The 19,404-nt window shown below is 70.6% G+C and carries 21 protein-coding genes; 7 read left to right on the top strand and 14 right to left on the bottom strand.

Annotated features, from left to right (window positions below):
- The first annotated feature begins 5 nt into the window (after positions 1 to 5).
- The 3 genes from ACTWJ8_RS22470 (at position 6) to ACTWJ8_RS22460 (ending at position 2,656) form a co-directional block, all read left to right on the top strand.
- Positions 6 to 1,424, top strand: coding sequence for a purine-cytosine permease family protein (locus tag ACTWJ8_RS22470; protein ID WP_443260120.1), 1,419 nt, complete (start codon positions 6 to 8; stop codon positions 1,422 to 1,424).
- 33 nt (positions 1,425 to 1,457) lie between these two features.
- Entirely contained in the window at positions 1,458 to 1,907 is a 450-nt protein-coding gene (locus ACTWJ8_RS22465) for a nucleoside deaminase (RefSeq protein WP_356375205.1), read from the top strand.
- 155 nt (positions 1,908 to 2,062) lie between these two features.
- A complete protein-coding gene (locus tag ACTWJ8_RS22460) occupies positions 2,063 to 2,656 on the top strand; it encodes a TetR/AcrR family transcriptional regulator (protein WP_356375208.1) in 594 nt (197 codons plus the stop codon).
- 74 nt (positions 2,657 to 2,730) lie between these two features.
- Here the strand turns inward: ACTWJ8_RS22460 and ccsB are convergent, their stop codons facing one another.
- From ccsB to hemL, 7 genes are all read right to left on the bottom strand, one after another.
- On the bottom strand, positions 2,731 to 3,816 hold the full coding sequence (gene ccsB / locus ACTWJ8_RS22455; protein WP_356375211.1) for a c-type cytochrome biogenesis protein CcsB: 1,086 nt from the start codon (positions 3,814 to 3,816) through the stop codon (positions 2,731 to 2,733).
- On the bottom strand, positions 3,813 to 5,534 hold the full coding sequence (resB, locus tag ACTWJ8_RS22450) for a cytochrome c biogenesis protein ResB (RefSeq protein ID WP_356375214.1): 1,722 nt from the start codon (positions 5,532 to 5,534) through the stop codon (positions 3,813 to 3,815). Before resB ends, ccsB begins: the two co-directional genes overlap by 4 nt.
- Before the next feature lie 3 nt (positions 5,535 to 5,537).
- Positions 5,538 to 6,302 carry a cytochrome c biogenesis CcdA family protein gene (locus ACTWJ8_RS22445; protein ID WP_356375217.1) on the bottom strand — a complete coding sequence of 255 codons (765 nt, stop codon included), beginning with the start codon at positions 6,300 to 6,302 and terminating at the stop codon, positions 5,538 to 5,540.
- 6 nt (positions 6,303 to 6,308) lie between these two features.
- Positions 6,309 to 6,929, bottom strand: a complete 621-nt coding sequence (locus ACTWJ8_RS22440) for a TlpA family protein disulfide reductase (RefSeq protein ID WP_356375220.1) — start codon at positions 6,927 to 6,929, stop codon at positions 6,309 to 6,311.
- A gap of 66 nt (positions 6,930 to 6,995) precedes the next feature.
- A complete protein-coding gene (locus ACTWJ8_RS22435; RefSeq protein WP_443260119.1) occupies positions 6,996 to 8,234 on the bottom strand; it encodes a hypothetical protein in 1,239 nt (412 codons plus the stop codon).
- Between the two features lie 109 nt (positions 8,235 to 8,343).
- Entirely contained in the window at positions 8,344 to 9,036 is a 693-nt protein-coding gene (locus ACTWJ8_RS22430) for a histidine phosphatase family protein (RefSeq protein WP_356375225.1), read from the bottom strand.
- Entirely contained in the window at positions 9,033 to 10,358 is a 1,326-nt protein-coding gene (gene hemL / locus ACTWJ8_RS22425; RefSeq protein WP_356375228.1) for a glutamate-1-semialdehyde 2,1-aminomutase, read from the bottom strand. Before hemL ends, ACTWJ8_RS22430 begins: the two co-directional genes overlap by 4 nt.
- A gap of 204 nt (positions 10,359 to 10,562) precedes the next feature.
- Between hemL and ACTWJ8_RS22420 the strand changes: the two genes are divergently transcribed.
- On the top strand, positions 10,563 to 11,126 hold the full coding sequence (locus ACTWJ8_RS22420) for a hypothetical protein (protein ID WP_356375230.1): 564 nt from the start codon (positions 10,563 to 10,565) through the stop codon (positions 11,124 to 11,126).
- Positions 11,127 to 11,208: 82 nt separating this feature from the next.
- Positions 11,209 to 12,426, top strand: a complete 1,218-nt coding sequence (locus tag ACTWJ8_RS22415) for a glycosyltransferase family 4 protein (RefSeq protein WP_443260118.1) — start codon at positions 11,209 to 11,211, stop codon at positions 12,424 to 12,426.
- Between the two features lie 19 nt (positions 12,427 to 12,445).
- Here the strand turns inward: ACTWJ8_RS22415 and ACTWJ8_RS22410 are convergent, their stop codons facing one another.
- The 3 genes from ACTWJ8_RS22410 to ACTWJ8_RS22400 all read right to left on the bottom strand — a co-directional run bounded on the left by ACTWJ8_RS22410 (position 12,446) and on the right by ACTWJ8_RS22400 (position 14,892).
- A complete protein-coding gene (locus tag ACTWJ8_RS22410; protein ID WP_356375236.1) occupies positions 12,446 to 13,096 on the bottom strand; it encodes a CE1759 family FMN reductase in 651 nt (216 codons plus the stop codon).
- Entirely contained in the window at positions 13,093 to 14,202 is a 1,110-nt protein-coding gene (locus ACTWJ8_RS22405) for an LLM class flavin-dependent oxidoreductase (RefSeq protein ID WP_356375954.1), read from the bottom strand. Before ACTWJ8_RS22405 ends, ACTWJ8_RS22410 begins: the two co-directional genes overlap by 4 nt.
- A gap of 99 nt (positions 14,203 to 14,301) precedes the next feature.
- Positions 14,302 to 14,892, bottom strand: a complete 591-nt coding sequence (locus ACTWJ8_RS22400) for a TIGR03086 family metal-binding protein (protein WP_443260117.1) — start codon at positions 14,890 to 14,892, stop codon at positions 14,302 to 14,304.
- 101 nt (positions 14,893 to 14,993) lie between these two features.
- Here ACTWJ8_RS22400 and ACTWJ8_RS22395 point away from each other — a divergent pair, with 101 nt between their 5' ends.
- Complete coding sequence (locus ACTWJ8_RS22395) at positions 14,994 to 15,797, top strand: helix-turn-helix domain-containing protein (protein ID WP_356375242.1); 804 nt, start codon at positions 14,994 to 14,996, stop codon at positions 15,795 to 15,797.
- Between the two features lie 13 nt (positions 15,798 to 15,810).
- Here the strand turns inward: ACTWJ8_RS22395 and ACTWJ8_RS22390 are convergent, their stop codons facing one another.
- From ACTWJ8_RS22390 to ACTWJ8_RS22375, 4 genes are all read right to left on the bottom strand, one after another.
- Positions 15,811 to 15,987: a hypothetical protein gene (locus tag ACTWJ8_RS22390; RefSeq protein WP_356375245.1), complete on the bottom strand. Its 177-nt coding sequence runs from the start codon at positions 15,985 to 15,987 to the stop codon at positions 15,811 to 15,813.
- Positions 15,980 to 16,204, bottom strand: coding sequence for a hypothetical protein (locus tag ACTWJ8_RS22385; protein WP_443260116.1), 225 nt, complete (start codon positions 16,202 to 16,204; stop codon positions 15,980 to 15,982). The genes ACTWJ8_RS22390 and ACTWJ8_RS22385 overlap by 8 nt, the downstream gene beginning before the upstream one ends.
- Positions 16,194 to 16,961 carry an SDR family NAD(P)-dependent oxidoreductase gene (locus tag ACTWJ8_RS22380; RefSeq protein WP_443260115.1) on the bottom strand — a complete coding sequence of 256 codons (768 nt, stop codon included), beginning with the start codon at positions 16,959 to 16,961 and terminating at the stop codon, positions 16,194 to 16,196. The genes ACTWJ8_RS22385 and ACTWJ8_RS22380 overlap by 11 nt, the downstream gene beginning before the upstream one ends.
- A 65-nt stretch (positions 16,962 to 17,026) precedes the next feature.
- Complete coding sequence (locus ACTWJ8_RS22375; RefSeq protein ID WP_443260114.1) at positions 17,027 to 18,220, bottom strand: RtcB family protein; 1,194 nt, start codon at positions 18,218 to 18,220, stop codon at positions 17,027 to 17,029.
- 201 nt (positions 18,221 to 18,421) lie between these two features.
- Between ACTWJ8_RS22375 and ACTWJ8_RS22370 the strand changes: the two genes are divergently transcribed.
- Positions 18,422 to 19,282, top strand: a complete 861-nt coding sequence (locus ACTWJ8_RS22370; protein ID WP_443260113.1) for a DUF3558 domain-containing protein — start codon at positions 18,422 to 18,424, stop codon at positions 19,280 to 19,282.
- Positions 19,283 to 19,404: the final 122 nt, after the last annotated feature.

Raw genomic sequence — 19,404 nt, 5'->3', positions numbered from 1 at the left:
ACCCCATGTCCAGCTCCAGACCGACCGGTCCCCCGCACCACCCCGCGCACGAAACGCCCGACGTCGTCACCGGGCCCGAGAAGCTCATCGCCGTCGAGGCGCACGGCGCGGAACCCGTCCCGCTCGACAAGCGGCACGGCAGCCCCCGCCAGCTCCTGTGGACGTGGGCCTCGCCCCAGGTCGGGTTCGCCACCCTGTTCATCGGTGTGCTGTCGGTCACCGCGTTCGGCCTGAGCTTCTGGCAGGCGGTCGCCGCGCTCGTGCTCGGCGCGGGCCTCGGTTCGCTCGCGCACGGCGTCCTGTCGACGGACGGGCCGCGGTTCGGCGTACCGCAGATGGTGATCGGCAGGCTCTCCTTCGGCCACCGCGGCAACGCGGTGCCGTCCGCGGTCAACGCGCTGGTCTCCGGCATCGGCTGGTTCGCCGTCAACAGCGTCGGCGGCGCCTTCGCCCTCAACTCGCTCACCGGCCTTCCGCCGCTGCCGAGCCTGCTGATCCTCGTCGTCCTGGAAGTCGTCATCGGCTACGTCGGGCACGACCTGGTGCACCGCTTCGAGCGGTACGCGTTCCCCGTGCTCTGCGTGATCTTCCTGATCGCCGGGGTGTGGATGTTCAAGGACGCCGACCTCGCGGGCTCCGGCGCGGGCGGCGGGTTCGGCGGCTTCATGCTCGCGTTCTCCGCCTGCTTCGGGTTCACGGCGGGCTGGAACCCGTGCGCCTCCGACTACGCGCGCTACCTTCCGGCCCGCACCCCGGCGCGGGCCACCGCCCTCTACTCGGGGCTCGGCCTGTTCGCCTCCATCGCGGTCGTCTCCGTGATCGGCGCGGCCTCCGGCACCCTCGCCGCGCCCGAAGGGGCCAGCCCCACCGACGCGTTCACCGGTCATCTGCCCGGCTGGCTCGCCCATCTGACGCTCGTCGCGATCATCCTCGGCGCGATGGCGGCGTCCACCCTGAACGTGTACTCGGCGGCCGTCTCCATCTCCTCGCTCGCGCTGCCGCTGCCGAACTGGCTGGGCCGCGCCGCCCTCGTCGCGATCGTCGGCGCCATCGGCACGGCCGCCGGCTGGGCCTCGCTCGCCGACGCCGGCAAGGCGTTCGAGAACTTCCTGCTCGTGATCGCGTACTGGATCGCGCCCTGGCTCGGCGTCGTCCTCATGGAGCACTGGCTGCGCGCGCTGCCCGACGAGGCGCTCGCCGACCGCCTCCAGGACCGCGCCTTCACCAACCCGGCGGGCCTGATCGCCCTGCTCGTCGGCGTCGCGGTGTCGGTGCCGCTGTTCTCCAACCAGACGGTGTACGTGGGTTGGGTGCCCACGCACTGGCCCGGTGTCGGCGACCTGACCTGCCCGGTCGGCTTCGCCCTCGGCGCCCTCCTGTACGCGCTGCTCGGGCGGCGCGACTCCCGCACCACCTCCGCGTAAGAAACATCCCGCGCACGAAAGGCCCGTACCACCATGGATCTCGACCTCGCCCGCACCTGGCTCGCCACCGCAGTGGAGGAGGCCAAGGCAGGTCTCGCCGAGGGCGGCATCCCGATCGGCGCCGCCCTCTACTCCGCCGACGGCGTGCTGCTCGGCCGCGGCCACAACCGGCGCGTGCAGGACGACGACCCGTCCGTGCACGGCGAGACCGACGCCTTCCGCAGGGCCGGACGGCAGCGCTCGTACAAGGGCACCACGATGGTGACCACGCTCAGCCCCTGCTGGTACTGCTCGGGCCTGGTGCGGCAGTTCGGGATCTCGCGCGTCGTCGTCGGCGAGGCCCGCACCTTCCACGGCGGCCACGACTGGCTCGCCGAGCACGGCGTCGAGGTCGTGGTGCTCGACGATCCCGAGTGCGTGGGCCTGATGGAGGAGTTCATCGCCGCGAAGCCGCAGCTGTGGAACGAGGACATCGGCGAGTGAGGAGAACCGCCCGGGGTCGTCGAGCGGTCCCCTGTGCCGCTCGACGACCCCTGAGCGGAGTTCAGTGTGGCTCAGCACCCTACTGAACTGGAGTGAATTTCTAGAAATTCACTATAGAAACACAGCGTTGGGAGTGCCTTACGCTGGTGGTCGACATGAGCCCCAAACAAATGCGCGGCACCGAAACCGTCGACCGGCTGCTCGACGCCGCGCTGCGCGTGTACGCCGAATCGGGCGAGCAGGGCATCACCGTCAGCGCGCTCACGAGCGCGAGCGGGGCCAGCCCCGGCAGCCTCTACCACCACTTCGGCAGCGTCGACGGGCTGATGCGCGAACTGCTGCTGCGCTGGCTCGGACGGCTGCTCGGCGAGATCACCGCGGCCCTCGAGCGGTCGCGCACCCCCAAGGGCGGCATCCGTGCCATCGCCGAGACGTATCTCGGCTTCATCCGCGAACACCCGGACGCCGCCCGCCTGTTGCACTCCTCGTACGCGGACCGGCTCACGATGGAGCAGGCCAAGCAGTTGCGGGACGCGCAGGAGGCGCGCCTGTCGCCGCTCTCCGAGTGGATGCGGCAGCACATCGAGTCCGGGACCGTCGCCCCGCTGCCCGCGCCGCTCATCGAGGCGCTGGTCCTCGGCCCGGTCATCGCCGTCGCCCGCAGTTGGCTCGCCGGGGTGCACGACGTCGAACTCGACCGCAGCGCGCAGGTCCTGACCGACCGCATCTGGCGCTCGCTCGCCCCCTGACACGAGCCCCGGACACACGAGCCCCGAACACGCGAAAAGGGCCGGTCCCGCGGGACCGGCCCTTCGCTACGGGGTCACACCCCGGCGTACGAGTGCTTGCCGGTGACGAAGATGTTCACGCCGTAGTAGTTGAAGATCCAGCAGGCGAACGCGATCAGCGCCAGGTAGGCGGCCTTGCGGCCCTTCCAGCCGGCCGTCGCGCGGGCGTGCAGATACGCGGCGTAGGCGACCCAGGTGATGAACGACCAGGTCTCCTTGGGGTCCCAGCCCCAGTAGCGGCCCCACGCGTCGCCCGCCCAGATGGCGCCCGCGATGATCGTGAAAGTCCACAGCGGGAAGACGGCCGCGTTCACCCGGTACGAGAACTTGTCGAGGGACTGCGACGCGGGCAGCCGCTCCATGACCGAGGTCGCGAACCGGCCGGGCTGACCGCCGGCCGCGAGCTTGCTCTCGTACTGGTCCTTGAACAGGTACAGGAGCGTGCCGACCGCGCCGACGTAGAAGACCGCGCCGCAGAAGATCGCCGTCGAGACGTGGATGTACAGCCAGTACGAGTGCAGCGCCGGAACCAGCTGGTCGCTGGACGTGTAGAGGACGGTGGTGGCGAGGCCGAGGTCGAGCAGGACCGTGATGACCAGCGGCAGTCCGAGCCAGCGCACGTTCTTCTTCAGCGCGAGCAGCACCAGGTAGATGCCGACCGCGACGGTCGAGAAGGTGATGGAGAACTCGTACATGTTGCCCCACGGGGCCCGCTCCACCGAGAGCGCGCGCGTGAGGACGCCGCCGAACTCGATGATGAAGGCGAGCGCGGTGAGGGAGACCGCGATGCGGCCGTACAGGTCGCCCTGCTCGTCACCGGCCGCGGCGCCGGGCCCGTCCGGCACGTCGCGCGCGCCGGCCGCGGCCCGGGTGACGACCTTCGGCCGCTCCATGACGGCCGTGCCGCCCTGCTTCTTCACCGTGACGGCGGGCGCCGCGGCGGCCTTCGCCTCGGCCTTGCCGGTCAGCGCGGCGGCGGTGCGGCCCACCTTGCTGCGGCTGCCGAAGATCCACTCGGCCATGTTCGCGAAGAACGCGAGCAGGTACACGGCCATCGACGAGTAGATCAGGACGTTGCTGGTGTGAGCCAGGTTCTCGTTGACTGCGGCGGCGAGATTCACTTCTCAGCCCCTTCGGCGGCAGGAACAGCAGTGGGTGGTTCGGAGGGTTCGTCGGGTTCCGGGGCGCTCGGCACCTCGGTGTGCAGCTGCTCGACGAGGGAGCCGAGCTCCTCCGGCAGCTTCGCGGACTCGCTGCGGCCGAGGCCCGCCATCTCGACGACGGTCACCCCGTCGGGGCCCTCGACGGCGCGCACCCAGACGCGGCGGCGCTGGATGAAGAGGGAGCCGGCCAGGCCGCCGATCGCGGCGATGGCGCCGGCGAGCGCCCAGCTGTCGCCGGGCTGGTGGGAGATCTGGAACGTCACCCACTCCTTGATGTCCTTGTCGAACGTGATGGAGCCCGCCCCGTTCGGCAGCTTCATCGTCTCGCCGGGCAGCAGCCGCTGCTTGAGCGCGTTGCCCTTGGAGTCCTTGAAGTTCTTCATGTGCGACGTGTCGAGCTGGTACACGTTCTGCGGCAGTCCCGCGTCCACGCCGAGGTCGCCGTGCGAGGCGTTCAGCGCGAGGACGGGGAAGTCGAGGGCGGGGAACTGGGAGAGCATCGTGCCCTTGCCCGCGCCCGCGAACGTCGGCACGAACCAGGCGGCGAAGCCGAGCTGCTCCTTCTTCCCCTGCGCGTTCTTGTAGCCGTCCATCACCTTGATGGCGCCCTGCGAGGAGATGTTGGAGTCGATCGGCAGCATCGGCACGGTCTGCTTCGAGACCACGTGGCCCTTGCCGTCGCGGACCGTCACGGGGACCGCGTAGCCGTGCCCGTTGAGGAAGATCTTGGTGCCGTCGATGTCCAGCGGGTGGTTGGACTCGATGCGGCCCTTCTTCGTCTTGTCGCCGGAGCCCTCGCTGTAGCTGACATCGGCGCGGAAGGTGCGCGGCGTGCCCTTCTCGGGCCCGGTGCGCTCGTACGTCGCCGTGAACTTGTCGAGCGTGAAGCTGAACGGCGACAGGTCGCGGTCGCTGTCGAAGAGGTTCCCCGACTTGAAGTCGTCGTACTGGGTGAGCGTGTTGGCGAACCCGTCGCCCTCGACGACGAGCTTGCCGCCCTCGAACTTGAACAGCTGGCCCCAGGCGAACGCGATCAGCATCACGATCAGCGCGATGTGGAAGAGCAGGTTGCCGACCTCGCGCAGATAGCCCTTCTCGGCCGCGACGGCGGTCCCGGTGACGTGCGCCCGGTAGCGGCGCCTGCGCATCATCGCGAGGGCGGCGGTGCGCACCTGCTCGGGGTCGGCCTCGGTGCGCCACGTCGCGTACGCGGGCAGCCGGGTGAGCCGCTTGGGGGCGCCCGGCGGGCGGCCGCGCAGCTGGCCGACGAACTGCCAGGTGCGGGGCACGATGCAGCCGATGAGGGAGATGAAGAGCAGCAGGTAGATCGCGGAGAACCACACCGAGCTGTAGACGTGGAAGAAGCCGATCTTGTCGTAGATCGGTGCCAGCGTCTCGTGCGCCTTGCGGAAGTCCTCGACCTTCGTCGGGTCGGTGCCCTGCTGCGGGATCAGCGAGCCGGGGATGGCGCCGAGGGAGAGCAGGAACAGCAGGATCAGGGCGACCCGCATCGAGGTGAGCTGCCGCCAGAACCAGCGGACCCAGCCGATGACGCCGAGCTTCGGCAGGTTGGGCGCCCGGTCCTCTTCCTGGGGGGCCGTGCTCAGTTGGGACGCGGCCTCGGCGTCAGTGGGGTCGCCACCGCTCGCCTGCACGTCGTCGGTCGTCTTGCTCATGGATCAGATTCCCACCTGGAAGCCGGTGGACCAGGTCCGCATCTGCCCGACGAGGGCGTCCCACGCGCCCGTCAGCAGAAGAACCCCGGTCAGGATCATCATGATGCCGCCGATGCGCATCACCCACTGGTAGTGCTGCTTCACCCAGCCGAACGCGCCGAGCGCCTTGCGGAAGGCGATCGCGGCGAGCACGAACGGCACGCCGAGGCCGAGGCAGTACGCGACGGTCAGTATCGCCCCGCGTCCCGCGGTGCTCTGCACGGAGGACAGGCCGATCACGGAGGCGAGGGTCGGGCCGATGCACGGGGTCCAGCCGATGCCGAACAGCGCGCCGAGCACCGGGGCCCCGGCGAGCCCGGCGGCGGGCTTCCGGTGGAAGCGGAACTCCCGCTGCGTCATCCAGGGCATGAAGCCCATGAAGAAGACGCCCATCAGGATCATCAGGGCGCCGAGCACCTTGGTCAGGACCGGCTGGTACTCCTGGAGCGTCTGGCCGAAGAAGCCGAACAGGGCGCCGCCGGAGACGAAGACGGCGGTGAACCCGAGGACGAACAGGCTGGCGCCCGCCGCCATCCGGCCCCGCCGCTGCTCCATCAGATCGGTGCCGGTGATCCCGGTCACGTACGACAGATAGCCGGGGACGAGGGGCAGCACGCACGGGGAGAAGAACGAGACGAGTCCGCCGAGCAGCGCGATCGGCACGGCGAGGAGCAGCGCGCCGTCCGTGACGGTGTCACCGGCGGCGAGCGTGACGAGGGAGGAGCTCACCTTCGCTCACTTCTCCGCGACGACCGGCGCGACCATCTTGCGCAGGGCCTTCTCGCTGAGCGGCTTGAGCGAACGCGCGGCGATCTTTCCCTCGCGGTCGACGACGATCGTCGAGGGGATGGCCTGCGGGTTGAGCGTGCCCTTCTCGAACTTGAGGAGGAGGCGGCCCGTCGGGTCGTAGAAGCTCGGGTACGGGACCCCGTAGGACTCCTCGAACTTCTTGGCCGGGTTGGTGCTGGTGTCCCGGGTGTTGATGCCGAGGAACTGGACGCCCTGCTTCTCGGTGTCCTTGGCGACCTTCACGAAGTTCGGCGCCTCGGCGCGGCAGGGCGGGCACCAGGAGCCCCAGACGTTGAGGACGACGACCTTGCCCTTGTAGTCGGACATGTCGATCCGCTTGCCCTCGAGGTCCTTGCCGGCGAGCGACGGCGCGTCGTGGCGCTCGCCCTTCTTGACGGTGGCGATGCCGCCGGAGCCGGTCACGAAGTTCGTGTTGTTGCCGCCGCCGGACGTGCCGCCGGAGCCGCAGGCCGTCAGCGCGAGGGCCGCCACGGCGGTTCCAACGGTCAGCCGGGCGGCGCGGCGCTTCGTCGCGAGGGTGCGGGGGGCGCGGAAGGCGGCACTCATGTGAAAAGTTTCGCATGTCTGTTTAGGGGATCTTCCGCACCCCCCTCGGGGCGGAGAAAGCCCACTTCAGGAGGGGTTTGCGGGGAACTTCCGCCAGCCTTCGGCGGGCTTCTGTCCCACGTCGAGGGTACGCAGCGCGGCGAGCACCTTCGGGTCCTGCGCGTCCAGCCAGTCGACGAACTGCCGGAACGAGACGAGCCGCACGTCGCGGTGTTTCTCGGCGGTGCCGGCGATGTGCTTCAGGGCCTCCTCGACGGCGTCCATGTAGATCCCGCCGTTCCACTCCTCGAAGTGGTTGCCGATGAAGAACGGCGCCCGGTTCGTCTCGTACGCCCGCTTGAATCCCTGGATGTACGCGTTCGTGGACTGCTCGCGCCAGGCGGGGTAGTTGTGCGCCGGGGCGTTCGTGGAGTTCAGCGACTGGTTGGCCAGCATGTTGTAGTCCATCGACAGCACCTCGAAGGAGCGGCCGGGGAACGGGACGGCCTGCAGCGGCAGGTCCCACACGCCCATCCGCTTCTCGGGCCAGCGCTGCACGCCGCCGGGCGACGAGGCGTCGTAGCGCCAGCCGAGATCGCGGGCGGTGGGCAGCAGGTTCTCCTGGCCGAGCAGGCAGGGGGTGCGGCCGCCGGTCAGCTCCTTCTCGTAGTCGAAGGGCAGCGGCGGCAGGTCCTTCCGGCCCGTGTGCGTGCGCCACTTCTGTACGAAGGACACCGCCTGGTCGATCTCGTCGCGCCACTGGGCGGGTGTCCAGGTGGCGACGGAGCCGGGGCCCGCGCAGAAGTGCCCGTTGAAGTGCGTGCCGATCTCGTGCCCTTCGAGCCAGGCCCGGCGGACGTACTTCAGGGTCTCCTCGATGTGCGCGTCCGTCAGATAGCCGATGTCGGAGGCGCCGACGGGATTGTTCGGCGGACGGTAGAGCCGCTTCTTCGACTCGGGCAGCAGATACAGCCCGGACAGGAAGAAGGTCATGTGCGCGCCGTGGTCCTCGGCGAGCTTCAGGAAGCGCGGGAACAGGCCGTTGCCGACCTCGCCCGCGCCGTCCCAGGAGAACACCACGAACTGCGGCGGCCTCTGCCCCGGTTCGAGCCGCTCCGGCGCGGGCGGCTGGTGGGGCTGCTTCCCGGTGTAGGCCGTCGAACCGTCCCCGATCGGGCGGACGGGCGCCGCCCCGTGCCGTCCCGCGCCGCCGTGCCGCTCCGTCGTCACCGTCCGGCCGCCGCCCGTGCCGCATCCGGCGAGCAGCGCCCCCGCCGCCGCGCCCGCGCCGAGCCCGAGCAGCCCCCTTCGACTCACATCCCGCATACCGTCGTTCCCCATTCCTCACGCAGCCCCCTGGTCACAGGGGCGCCCGGGAAGAGGGAACGAGGCACGCGCGGGTTCCGAAGAGGAGGCTCGGGCTCCGCGGGGAGGCTCAGGCTCCGAAGGCCTTCGCCTTCCCCTTCACCGGCTTGGCGCCGGCGAGGAGATGCGCGGGGACCAGATCGCGGGCGGGCTCGGTGTAGCCCACGGAAACGATTTTGTCGCCCTGGTACGTGAACGTGGTCAGCGAGGCCAGCGTGCACTGCCGCTTGCGCGGGTCGTGCCACAGCCGCCGCTTCTCGACGTAGGACCGCACGATCCAGATGGGCAGCTGGTGGCTGACGCACACCGCCTCGTGCCCGCGCGCCGCGTCCTTCGCCGCGTCGAGGGCGCCCATCATCCGCACGACCTGGTCGATGTACGGCTCGCCCCAGGACGGCTTGAACGGGTTGACGAGGTGCTTCCAGTTCTCCGGCTTCTTCAGCGCGCCGTCGCCGACGCCGAAGGTCTTGCCCTGGAAGACGTTGCCCGCCTCGATGAGCCGCTCGTCGGAGTCCAGGTCGAGGCCGTGCGCCTTCGCGATCGGCGTCGCCGTCTCCTGCGCCCGCTCCAGCGGCGACGCCACGACGTGCGTGATGTCCCGCGTCGAGAGGTGCTCGGCGACCCGGTCGGCCATCCGGCGGCCCAGGTCCGACAGGTGGTAGTCCGGCAGGCGCCCGTAGAGGATGCCGTCCGGGTTGTGCACCTCGCCGTGCCGCATCAGGTGAACGACGGTGATGTCGTCGTTCGACTTCGGGGCGCTCATGCCGTGGCCTCCGCGGCGGCGCGGGCGGCGGCCGGAAGCGCGGCCGCGATCCGCTCGATCGCCCGCTCGTCGTGCGCGGTCGACACGAACCAGGACTCGAACGCCGACGGCGGCAGGTACACGCCCTGCTCCAGCATCGAGTGGAAGAACGGGCCGAAGCGGAAGGCGTCCTGGCCCTTCGCGTCGTCGTAGTTCGTCACCTCGTTCTCCGTGAAGAACACGGTGAACATGTTGGTGGCGTTCTGCACGCGGTGCGCGACGCCCTCCTTGGTGAGCGCCTCCGAGACGAGGCCGCGCAGCTGCTCGCTGGTCGCGTTCACCTTCTCGTACGCGGCGTCGTCGAGCAGCCGCAGCTGGGCGACACCGGCGGCGGTCGCGACCGGGTTACCGGAGAGCGTGCCCGCCTGGTAGACCGGGCCCGCGGGGGCGAGGTACGCCATCACGTCGGCGCGGCCACCGAACGCGGCGGCCGGGAAGCCGCCGCCCATGACCTTGCCGAACGTCATCAGGTCGGGCACCACGCCGTCGACGCCGAACCAGCCGGCCTTCGAGGTGCGGAAGCCGGTCATCACCTCGTCGGAGATGAACAGCGCGCCGTTCTGCGCGCACACGTCCTTGAGGCCCTGGTTGAAGCCCGGCTTCGGCGGCACGACGCCCATGTTTCCGGGCGAGGCCTCGGTGATGACGCAGGCGATCTGGCCGGGGTGCGCGGCGAACGCGGCCCGCACGGCCTCGATGTCGTTGTACGGCAGCACGATCGTGTCGCCGGCCTGCGCGCCGGTCACCCCCGGGGTGTCCGGCAGACCGAGCGTCGCGACACCCGAACCGGCGGCGGCGAGCAGCGCGTCGACGTGCCCGTGGTAGCAGCCGGCGAACTTGATGACCTTCGCCCGGCCGGTGAAGCCGCGCGCGAGGCGGATCGCCGACATGGTCGCCTCGGTGCCGGAGGACACCAGGCGCACCTGCTCGACCGGCTCGATCCGGTTCACGATCTCCTCGGCGAGCTCGACCTCGCCGGCGCCCGGCGTGCCGAACGAGGTGCCGCGCGAGACGGCTTCCTGTACGGCCGCCGTGACCTCGGGGTGGGAATGGCCGAGGATCATCGGCCCCCACGAGCACACGAGGTCGACATACTCGCGCCCGTCGGCATCGGTGAGGTACGGACCGGTACCGGACACCATGAAACGGGGCGTTCCGCCCACAGCGCGGAAAGCGCGCACGGGCGAGTTCACGCCACCGGGCGTCACCGCTTCCGCACGGTCGAAAAGCGCCTGCGACGCGGGTGCCTCATAGGGATAGGGAGTGTTGTTCGCCTCTGCCATGCCTCTCAGCGTACGGCCCACTGTCGCGCGCCCCAGCGCGCGGACCCGCGGGACTCTAGACTCTGCCTCGCGCCACACCCCGCCGACACGTTTCGGCGGGAGTCCGTGGGGGAGGTCACTGACACGATGATCGGGTTGCGCGTCGGCGGTCGCGCGGCCTACAAAAGGGCTTCACGCCCTGGGGAACAGCAGTCGGGTGGAGATATGCATCGCGGTGGCGGACTGGGCGAGGGGACCGGTGATCTGGGCCCCCGGCGTGCCCGGCGGGGGAAGCACCGACGCGAGGACGCCAGGGACGGCAGGGACGGGGACATCGGGAATGGTGGCCGGGTGGGGGTGACCTACAAATACTTCGGCGCGCCCGACGGCGCCACGGCGGCCCGCGTACCGATCTCCATGCGTCCCGAGGAGCTCGGCGGCGACGAGCTGGGCATGGGCGGCATGTTCACCAAGATCAAGCCGGAGACGATGGCCGCGATGGTCCTCACCGGCATAGAGGGCATACCCCTGCACAAGGTCCCGCCGCTCGAACTGGTCGTCCTGCACCCCGACTACGCGGTGGTCAAGCTCCCCATGACGGTCGTCGACCCGCTGCGCGGGGTCGGCGAGGAGTCCGTCGGCGCCGCGGCGTTCATCTGGTCCACGGTCCCCGACCGCGGCGGCCCCCGCGACGCCTTCAACGTCTACCAGCTCCTCCACGAGTGGCAGGACTTCTCCCACCGGCTGCACGACGCGGGGCATCAGGCGTACTGCCTGGTCTGGCCGTAGCTCGGCTGTTCGGTGGTCGGCCGAAGGGCTTCATAGCGCGTTCCCGCCCGCACCCTGCGGCTGTCGGGGAACACATGCGCACATGAAGATCGCGTTCCTGCTGCACAACGTGTACGCCCTCGGCGGCACGGTGCGCACCACGCTCAACCTCGCCGCCGCGCTGGCCCAGCACGGCGGTCACGACGTGACGGTCGTGTCGCTCTCCCGCCACCGGGACGCCCCGCGGTTCCCGGTCGACCCGCGGATCACCCTCGTACCGCTCGTGGATCTGCGCTCCGGGTCGCCCGACACCGAGGACCCCGCGTACGGGCGGCCCTCGCGGGACTACCCCGCCGACGAGAAGCGGTACGGGCAGTACACGCTCCTGCACGACCAGCGGGTCCGCGCCTACCTGGAGGAGCGCTGCGACGCCGACGTCGTCATCGGCACCCGGCCCGGACTCAACGTGTACCTGTCGCTGTGGGGCCCGAAGCAGGCCCTGCGGATCGCGCAGGAACACCTGCGGCACGATGCGCACGGCGGCGCCCTGCGCAGGACCCTCGCCCGGCACTACCGGGCGCTCGACGCGCTCGTCACGGTCACCGAGGAGGACGCGCAGGTCTACCGGGAGCGGATGCGGCTGCCCGGCGTGCGGATCCTGTGCGTGCCGAACATCGTGCCGCCGGCCTCCGTGCCGCCCTCCGACGGCACCTCGAAGATCATCGCGGCGGCGGGCCGCCTCGCGCCCGGCAAGCGCTACGACCTGCTCCTGGAGGCCTTCGCCGCCGTCTCCGCCAAACACCCCGACTGGGAGCTGCGAATCTACGGCGGCGGGGCGGAGGAGCCGCGGCTGCGGGAGCTCGTCGACCGGTACAGGCTGCGGGGGCGGGCCCGTCTGATGGGGACGGTGTCACCGATCGAGCCGGAGTTCGCGCGCGCCTCGATCGTGGCGAGCGCCTCCGACCAGGAGTCCTTCGGGATGACGCTGGTCGAGGCGATGCGCTGCGGCGTCCCCGTCGTCAGCACGGACGCGCCGCTCGGCCCGGCCGAGATCATCACGGACGGCGTCGACGGCCGCCTCGTCCCCGTCGGCAACGCGAGCGCGCTGGCGGAGACCCTCATGGACCTCGTCGAGGACCGGCCCGCCCGCCTGGCGATGGGCGCGGCGGCCCTCCTCTCGGCGCACCGCTACGACCCGGAACCCATCGTGGCCCGCTACGAGGCCCTCTTCGCGGGCCTGGCCGCCACGCAGCACCGCCGGGCGTGGCAGAAGCTCCGTGCCCGTGCGGGCACGCGGCTCCACAGCCACACCCGGCGGTGACATCACCCGGGTGGTGACGTCAGCCGACCCGCAGCGCCTCCAGGCGCTCCGCGAACGGCGTCACCTCGAAGCCGTCCGCCGGGTCGACCGACGTGACCGCGCCGTGCAGGGAGCGCGGCGCGATCGCCGCCGCCGTGTCCACGTCCGGGGACGCGGCGGCGGACGGGACCATGAGCCCGGCCAGCTCCCCGCCCGCGCGGGCGATCCGGTGCGCGAGCCCCTCCTCGCCCCAGTCCTCCGACGCCGCGTACACGGCGGTCGGCAGGACCACCGCCCGCAGGTACGTGAACAGCGGGCGCAGCGCGTGCTCGGTGACCAGGGAGTGGCGGGCGGTGCCGCCGGTCGCGCCGACCAGCACCGGCTTCCCCGTCAGCGCGTCCTTGTCGATCAGGTCGAAGAACGACTTGAACAGGCCGCTGTACGACGCCGAGAACACCGGCGAGACCGCGATCAGGCCGTCCGCCGCCGCCACCGCGTCGAGCGCGGCGGCGAGCCGTGCGGGCGGGAAACCGGTGACGAAGTGCTGGGCGATCTCCGTGGCGTAGTCACGCAGCTCCAGGACCTCGACCTCGGCGTCCACGCGCTCCGTGGTCGCGGCGGCCAGCCGGTCGGCCAGCAGCCGGGTGGACGACGGGGAGCTCAGCCCCGCCGAGACGACGACGAGCTTCATGCGTCCTTGACCTCCTCGTTCTTGACCGTCTCCGCCTTCTTGGCGGCGACGCGCGCCGCGTGGGTCGGCGCGTCCGGCACGTTCGCCGGCTTGAGGTTCGCGAACTCCTTGCGCAGCACCGGCACGACCTCCTCGCCGAGCAGGTCGAGCTGCTCCAGGACCGTCTTGAGCGGAAGCCCGGCGTGGTCCATGAGGAACAGCTGGCGCTGGTAGTCGCCCACGTGGTCACGGAACGACAGGGTCCGCTCGATGACCTCCTGCGGCGAGCCCACGGTCAGCGGCGTCTGCGAGGTGAACTCCTCCATGGAGGGGCCGTGGCCGTACACCGGCGCGTTGTCGAAGTACGGGCGGAACTCGCGCACCGCGTCCTGCGAGTTCTTCCGCATGAACACCTGGCCGCCGAGCCCCACGATCGCCTGCTCCGGGGTGCCGTGCCCGTAGTGGGCGTAGCGCTGCCGGTAGAGGTTCACCATCTGCTTGGTGTGGCTCATGGGCCAGAAGATGTTGTTGTGGAAGAAGCCGTCGCCGTAGTACGCGGCCTGCTCGGCGATCTCCGGCGAGCGGATCGAGCCGTGCCAGACGAACGGCGCGACGCCGTCCATCGGCCGCGGGGTCGACGTGAACGACTGGAGCGGCGTACGGAACTTGCCCTTCCAGGTCACGACGTCCTCGTCCCACAGGCGACGCAGGAGCGCGTAGTTCTCGATGGCGAGGTCGATGCCGTCCCGGATGTCCTTGCCGAACCACGGGTAGACCGGGCCGGTGTTGCCGCGGCCCATCATCAGGTCGACCCGGCCGTCCGCGACGTGCTGGAGCATCGCGAAGTCCTCGGCGATCTTCACCGGGTCGTTCGTGGTGATCAGCGTCGTCGACGTGGACAGGATCAGGTTCTCGGTGCGGGCCGCGACGTGGCCGAGCATCGTCGTCGGGGACGACGGGACGAACGGCGGGTTGTGGTGCTCACCGGTGGCGAAGACGTCGAGCCCGACCTCCTCGGCCTTCTGCGCGATGGCGAGCATCGCCTTGATGCGCTCGTGCTCGCTCGGCGCGCGTCCGGTCGTCGGGTCGACGGTGACGTCGCCGACGGTGAAGATCCCGAACTGCATTCTGCTCACCTTCCGCAGGTTGTTGACGCTTCAACTATACCTCCGGAACGGTGCGCCGCCGCGAGCTATTCCCGGGCCCCCGCGCGACCCCCGCCAGGCCTACGCGCCGTACGGATCACGCCCCGTACCCGCGAGCATCCGCTCGAACGGATCCGCGTGCGGGTCCACCGGGACCGCCGCCCCGAACGCCCCCATCTCCCGGCCCGTCGGCGCCAGCCGCTCCACCGCCGCGAGCAGCTCCCCCACCACCGCCGGATCCGCCGCGTACTCCGCGCCCGTCGCCCGCGCCAGATCCCACGCGTGCACCGTCACGTCCAGCAGCGCCATCGACCCCACCAGCCGCGCCGGCATCCCGAGCGACCCGCTCGTCCCCTCCTCGACCCCCGGCGCCGACCACGCCTCCACCAGCGCCTCCGCCTCCCGCGCGAACCGCTCGCGCCAGCCGCCCTCCGCCACGTAGTCCGGCGTCGAGGAGAAGTCGGAGTCCTGCTTCACGGCCAGCTTCTGGAACTCCACGACCACGTGCACAAGATGGTTGACCAGCGCCTTCACGTCGTAGTCCGCACACGGCGTGCGGGCGTCGAGCGCCTTGTCCTCGATCCCGGCGACGACCGGCACCGCGCGCGAGACCGCCGCGGCGAGCAGCGCGCCCAGGGGCTTCGTGTCCGTCTGCTTCTCGTTCGTGTCCATACCCCCGACGCTACGAGCACCGGCCGCCGCCCGCCTTGAAGAAACACGACGGACGCCCACGACGCCGGGCCGCTGTCAGTGCCCCGCTCTACGCTCTTCCCATGGCACCGGAGCGCCCCGACACCCGCGGGATCGTCGAGCCGACCGCACTGCTCACCCGCGTGCGGCTGCGGCACCACGAGCCCGCCGAAGCGCTGCGCCCGCACGTCGAGCACTACTGGTTCATCGACTGGGACCTCCCCGAGCCGTACGCCTCGCACGTGCTGCCGCACCCCTGCGTGCACCTCACCTTCCAGCAGGACGACGCCGACGAGCCGCCGTACGGGGAGCTGACGGGGGTCGCCGCGCCGGGGCTCTACGTCCGCAAGATCCACGGACGGGGAAAGGTGTGCGGGGTCAAGTTCAGACCCGGGGCCTTCCGGCCGTTCGCGCCCCAGGCGCCGGTCGCGCGGTGGACGGGCCGCGTCCTGCCCTACGACGAGCTCTTCCCGGCCACCGACCCCGCGGCCGTCCTCTCCCCCACGGACGACACCGACCGGATCGCCGCCCTCGACGCGTACCTGCTCCCCCTCGCCCCCGCCGAACCCGACCCCCAGGCCGAACTCGCCGTCGGGCTCGTCGAGCGGATACGGGCGGACCGCGGGGTGCGCCGCGTCGCCGACTTCGCGCGCGCCGAAGGCATGACCGTGCGCTCGCTCCAGCGCCTCTTCCACGCGTACGTCGGCGTCAGCCCCAAGTGGTGCATCCTGCGCTACCGCATCCACGAGGCCGTGGAGACCGCCGCCGCCCGCCGCGACATCGACTGGGCGGCCCTCGCCTGCGACCTCGGCTACGCGGACCAGGCCCACCTCGTCCGCGACTTCACGGCGACGGTGGGCGTGCCGCCGACGGCGTACCCGGGCTGAGCGCGCGGCCGTCCTAGTTGGCGTGCTTGATCGCGTAGATCATCACGAACGCGACGATGTGGATCCCGAACAGGAAGTACCCCAGGTACCACCACATGTACCGCTCGCCACGCTTCTCCTCGGCGAGCCGCCGGTCGTCGTACTCCCGCTGAAGCGCGTCCAGCGGATCCGGGGCCGTCGGCTCACTCACCTGAGGACTCCTCCGCGTGCCGCTCGCGCGCACCCGCCAGCGCCTTGTCGAAATCGCGCTGCGTGTCGTCGCACCAGTGCAGCAGATCGGCGAGCACCCGCCGCAGCGTCTCGCTCGGCGAGGACCGCCAGCCCTCCGCGGACAGCGTGTACTCCTGGATCGCGGCGTTCGCCCGCCGCACCGCCTCTTCATGGCCGCTCATCGCTTCACTGCTCACGATGCACCTTCGTGTTCGACGCCTGAGCGCGCGGGCGCACCACCAGCAGGTCGATGTTCACGTGCGACGGCCGCGTCACGGCCCACCCGATGGTGTCCGCGACGTCGTCCGCCGTCAGCGGCTCCGCCACGCCCTGGTACACCTTCGCGGCCTTCTCCTCGTCCCCGCCGAACCGGGTCAGCGCGAACTCGTCCGTCTTCACCATGCCCGGCGCCACCTCGATGACCCGCACCGGCGTCCCGACGATCTCGAGCCGCAGCGTCTCCGCGAGCACGTGCTCCCCGTGCTTGGCGGCGACGTACCCGCCACCGCCCTCATAGGTCCCGTGCCCCGCGGTCGACGACAGCACCACGACGGTCCCGTCCCCGCTCGCGGTGAGCGCCGGCAGCAGCGCCTGCGTCACGTTCAGCGTGCCGATGACGTTCGTCTCGTACATCCGCCGCCACTGCTCCGGGTCACCGGTGGCCACGGGATCGGCGCCGAGCGCGCCCCCCGCGTTGTTGACGAGGACCCCAATGGTCTTGAACGCCGAAGCGAACTCGTCGACGGCGGCCCGGTCGGTCACGTCCAGCGGATACGCGACGGCGTCGTGCCCCGCCGCCGTGATCTCCTTCGCGACCGCCTCGATCCGGTCCTGCCGCCGCGCCGTGAGCACCACGCGATACCCCTCGGCCGCGAGCCGCCGAGCCGTAGCGGCACCGATACCGCTGCTCGCACCCGTGACAACGGCGATCCGGGACGCGGAACCGGGAGCCATGCTCACCCCTACCTTTCGGCGACAACCACTGAACCGAAGCCCAGGGTACGCGCGGCCCGACCGGGTCAGCCCTTCACGCAGACGACCTGCTTGAGCTTGGCCACGACCTCCACCAGGTCCCGCTGCTGATCGATGACCTGCTCGATCGGCTTGTACGCGCCCGGGATCTCGTCCACGACGCCGGAGTCCTTGCGGCACTCGACGCCCCGCGTCTGCTCCTCCAGGTCGCGCGTCGAGAACCGCTTCTTCGCGGCGTTCCGGCTCATCTTCCGGCCCGCGCCGTGCGACGCGGAGTTGAAGGACGCCGCGTTGCCGAGGCCCTTCACGATGTACGAGCCCGTGCCCATGGAGCCGGGGATGATCCCGTACTCGCCGGAGCCCGCGCGGATGGCCCCCTTGCGGGTGACCAGCAGGTCCATGCCCTCGTAGCGCTCCTCGCTCACGTAGTTGTGGTGCGCGCTGATCTCCGGCTCGAACGTCGGCTTCGCCTTCTTGAACTCCTTGCGGATCACGTCCTTGAAGAGCGCCATCATGATCGAGCGGTTGTACTTGGCGTACTCCTGCGCCCAGAACAGGTCGTTGCGGTACGCCGCCATCTGCGGGGTCTCCGCGATGAACACGGCGAGGTCGCGGTCGACGAGGTTCTGGTTGTGCGACAGGCCCTGCGCGACGCCGATGTGATGGTCCGCCAGTTCCTTGCCGATGTTCCGGGAACCGGAGTGCAGCATGAGCCAGACCGAATCGGACATATCAACACAAAGCTCGACAAAGTGATTCCCGGAGCCGAGCGTTCCCATCTGCTTCGTGGCCCGCTCCTCCCGGAACTTCACCGCGTCCGCGACCCCGCCGAACCGCCCCCAGAAGTCGTCCCACCCCGCCGTGCCGAAGCCGTGCAGCCGACCCGGGTCCACCGGCTCGTCGTGCATGCCGCGACCCACCGGGATCGCCTGCTCGATCTTCGACCGCAGCCGCGACAGGTCGCCCGGGAGGTCGTTCGCCGTCAGGGAGGTCTTGACCGCGCTCATGCCGCAGCCGATGTCCACGCCGACCGCCGCCGGGCACACCGCACCCTGCATCGCGATCACCGAGCCGACCGTGGCGCCCTTTCCGTAGTGGACGTCGGGCATGACGGCGAGGCCCTTGATCCAGGGCAGCGTCGACACGTTGTGGAGCTGCTGCATCGCGCCCGGGTCGACCGTGGCCGGATCGGTCCACATGCGGATCGGGACCTTGGCGCTCGGAACCTCTACGTATGACATGAAATCCCCCGAGGATCGGATGAGTTGGTTCGTAAGGGTGGAAACAAGTGAAGTGGATGTAGCGCAAATACCGGCGCCAGGGCGGCAAATCGGATGCCGGAACGGCGTCCACGGCGGCGTGTGCGATACACATAGTGCCCACTGGCCGCCCCGTCGCGGCAACCGATTAACCAGGCGCAGGACGCCGAGAGGAGCCCCAGGGTGCAGCGGAAGTCGTACGCGTATCTGCCGGGTGTCGCCGCGCTCCTCGCGGCGCTGCTCGCCGGCTGCACCAGTGGCCCGGACGACAACGGCGGCGCCGACGACTCGAAGCCCGGTGAGCCGAGCGCGACCGCGTCGACCGCGGAGCCCGGCAAGTACCGGACGCTGCCCGAGCCCTGCGGCCAGCCGGGCCAGGACACGCTGGACGAGATGCTGCCCGGTATCGCGAAGCTCCCGGACGAGGAGCAGCGGGAGCGGGCGTACGAGGGTGTGGCCACGGTCACGTTCGACACGGACCGGCGGGTCGGGTGCCGCTGGAAGGACGATTCGGCGCGTGGTGGCACGCATCGTTTGAGCCTGGATTTCGAGCGGGTGGTGTCGTACGACACGTCGGTGAGCGACGAGGACCGTGCGGCGGCGGTGTTCGCGTCGAAGGTGGACGCGGCGCATCTGCCGGAGCCGGCGGCTTCGGAGGCGGACGCCTCGGCTTCCGAGGAGGCGTCGGCGCCCGACTCCCCGTCGGCCTCCGAGGCGTCGAAGAAGCCGTCCGACTCCCCCTCGGACGAGGCGTCGGGCGACGCGTCGGACTCCCCCAGTGGTTCGCCGTCCGGGACCCCGGTGGATCTTCAGCCGCGGCTGCTCGACGACCTGGGCGACGAGGCGTTCGTGGACGACGTGCTGGCGGGTCCGACGAGTGCCCGGCACCGCCTGGTGACTGTGGCGTTCCGCACGTCGAACGTGTTGGTGACCGTCCGGTACGAGGTGCAGTCGGCGGCCGGGGCGAAGGTCCCGGACAGCAAGGAAATGCAGGACACAGCGCGGAATCTGGCCGGGAATCTGGTCGGCAAGTTCGGCGATTAGGGGCATTCGGGCCCGGTCGGCGGGCATGGTGAAGGCGAGACGGACGCGTCGGCTTCGGCGTACGGTGACCCATCGGACCCCACTCGTGAAGGTCGAATGTCCCTCACGTGTCGGGGCCGTGG

The sequence above is a fragment of the Streptomyces sp. SDT5-1 genome, assembly GCF_052245995.1.
GTDB lineage: Bacteria > Actinomycetota > Actinomycetes > Streptomycetales > Streptomycetaceae > Streptomyces.
Note: the sequence above shows the minus strand (reverse complement) of the source record. Positions and strands in the feature narration are given on the sequence as shown.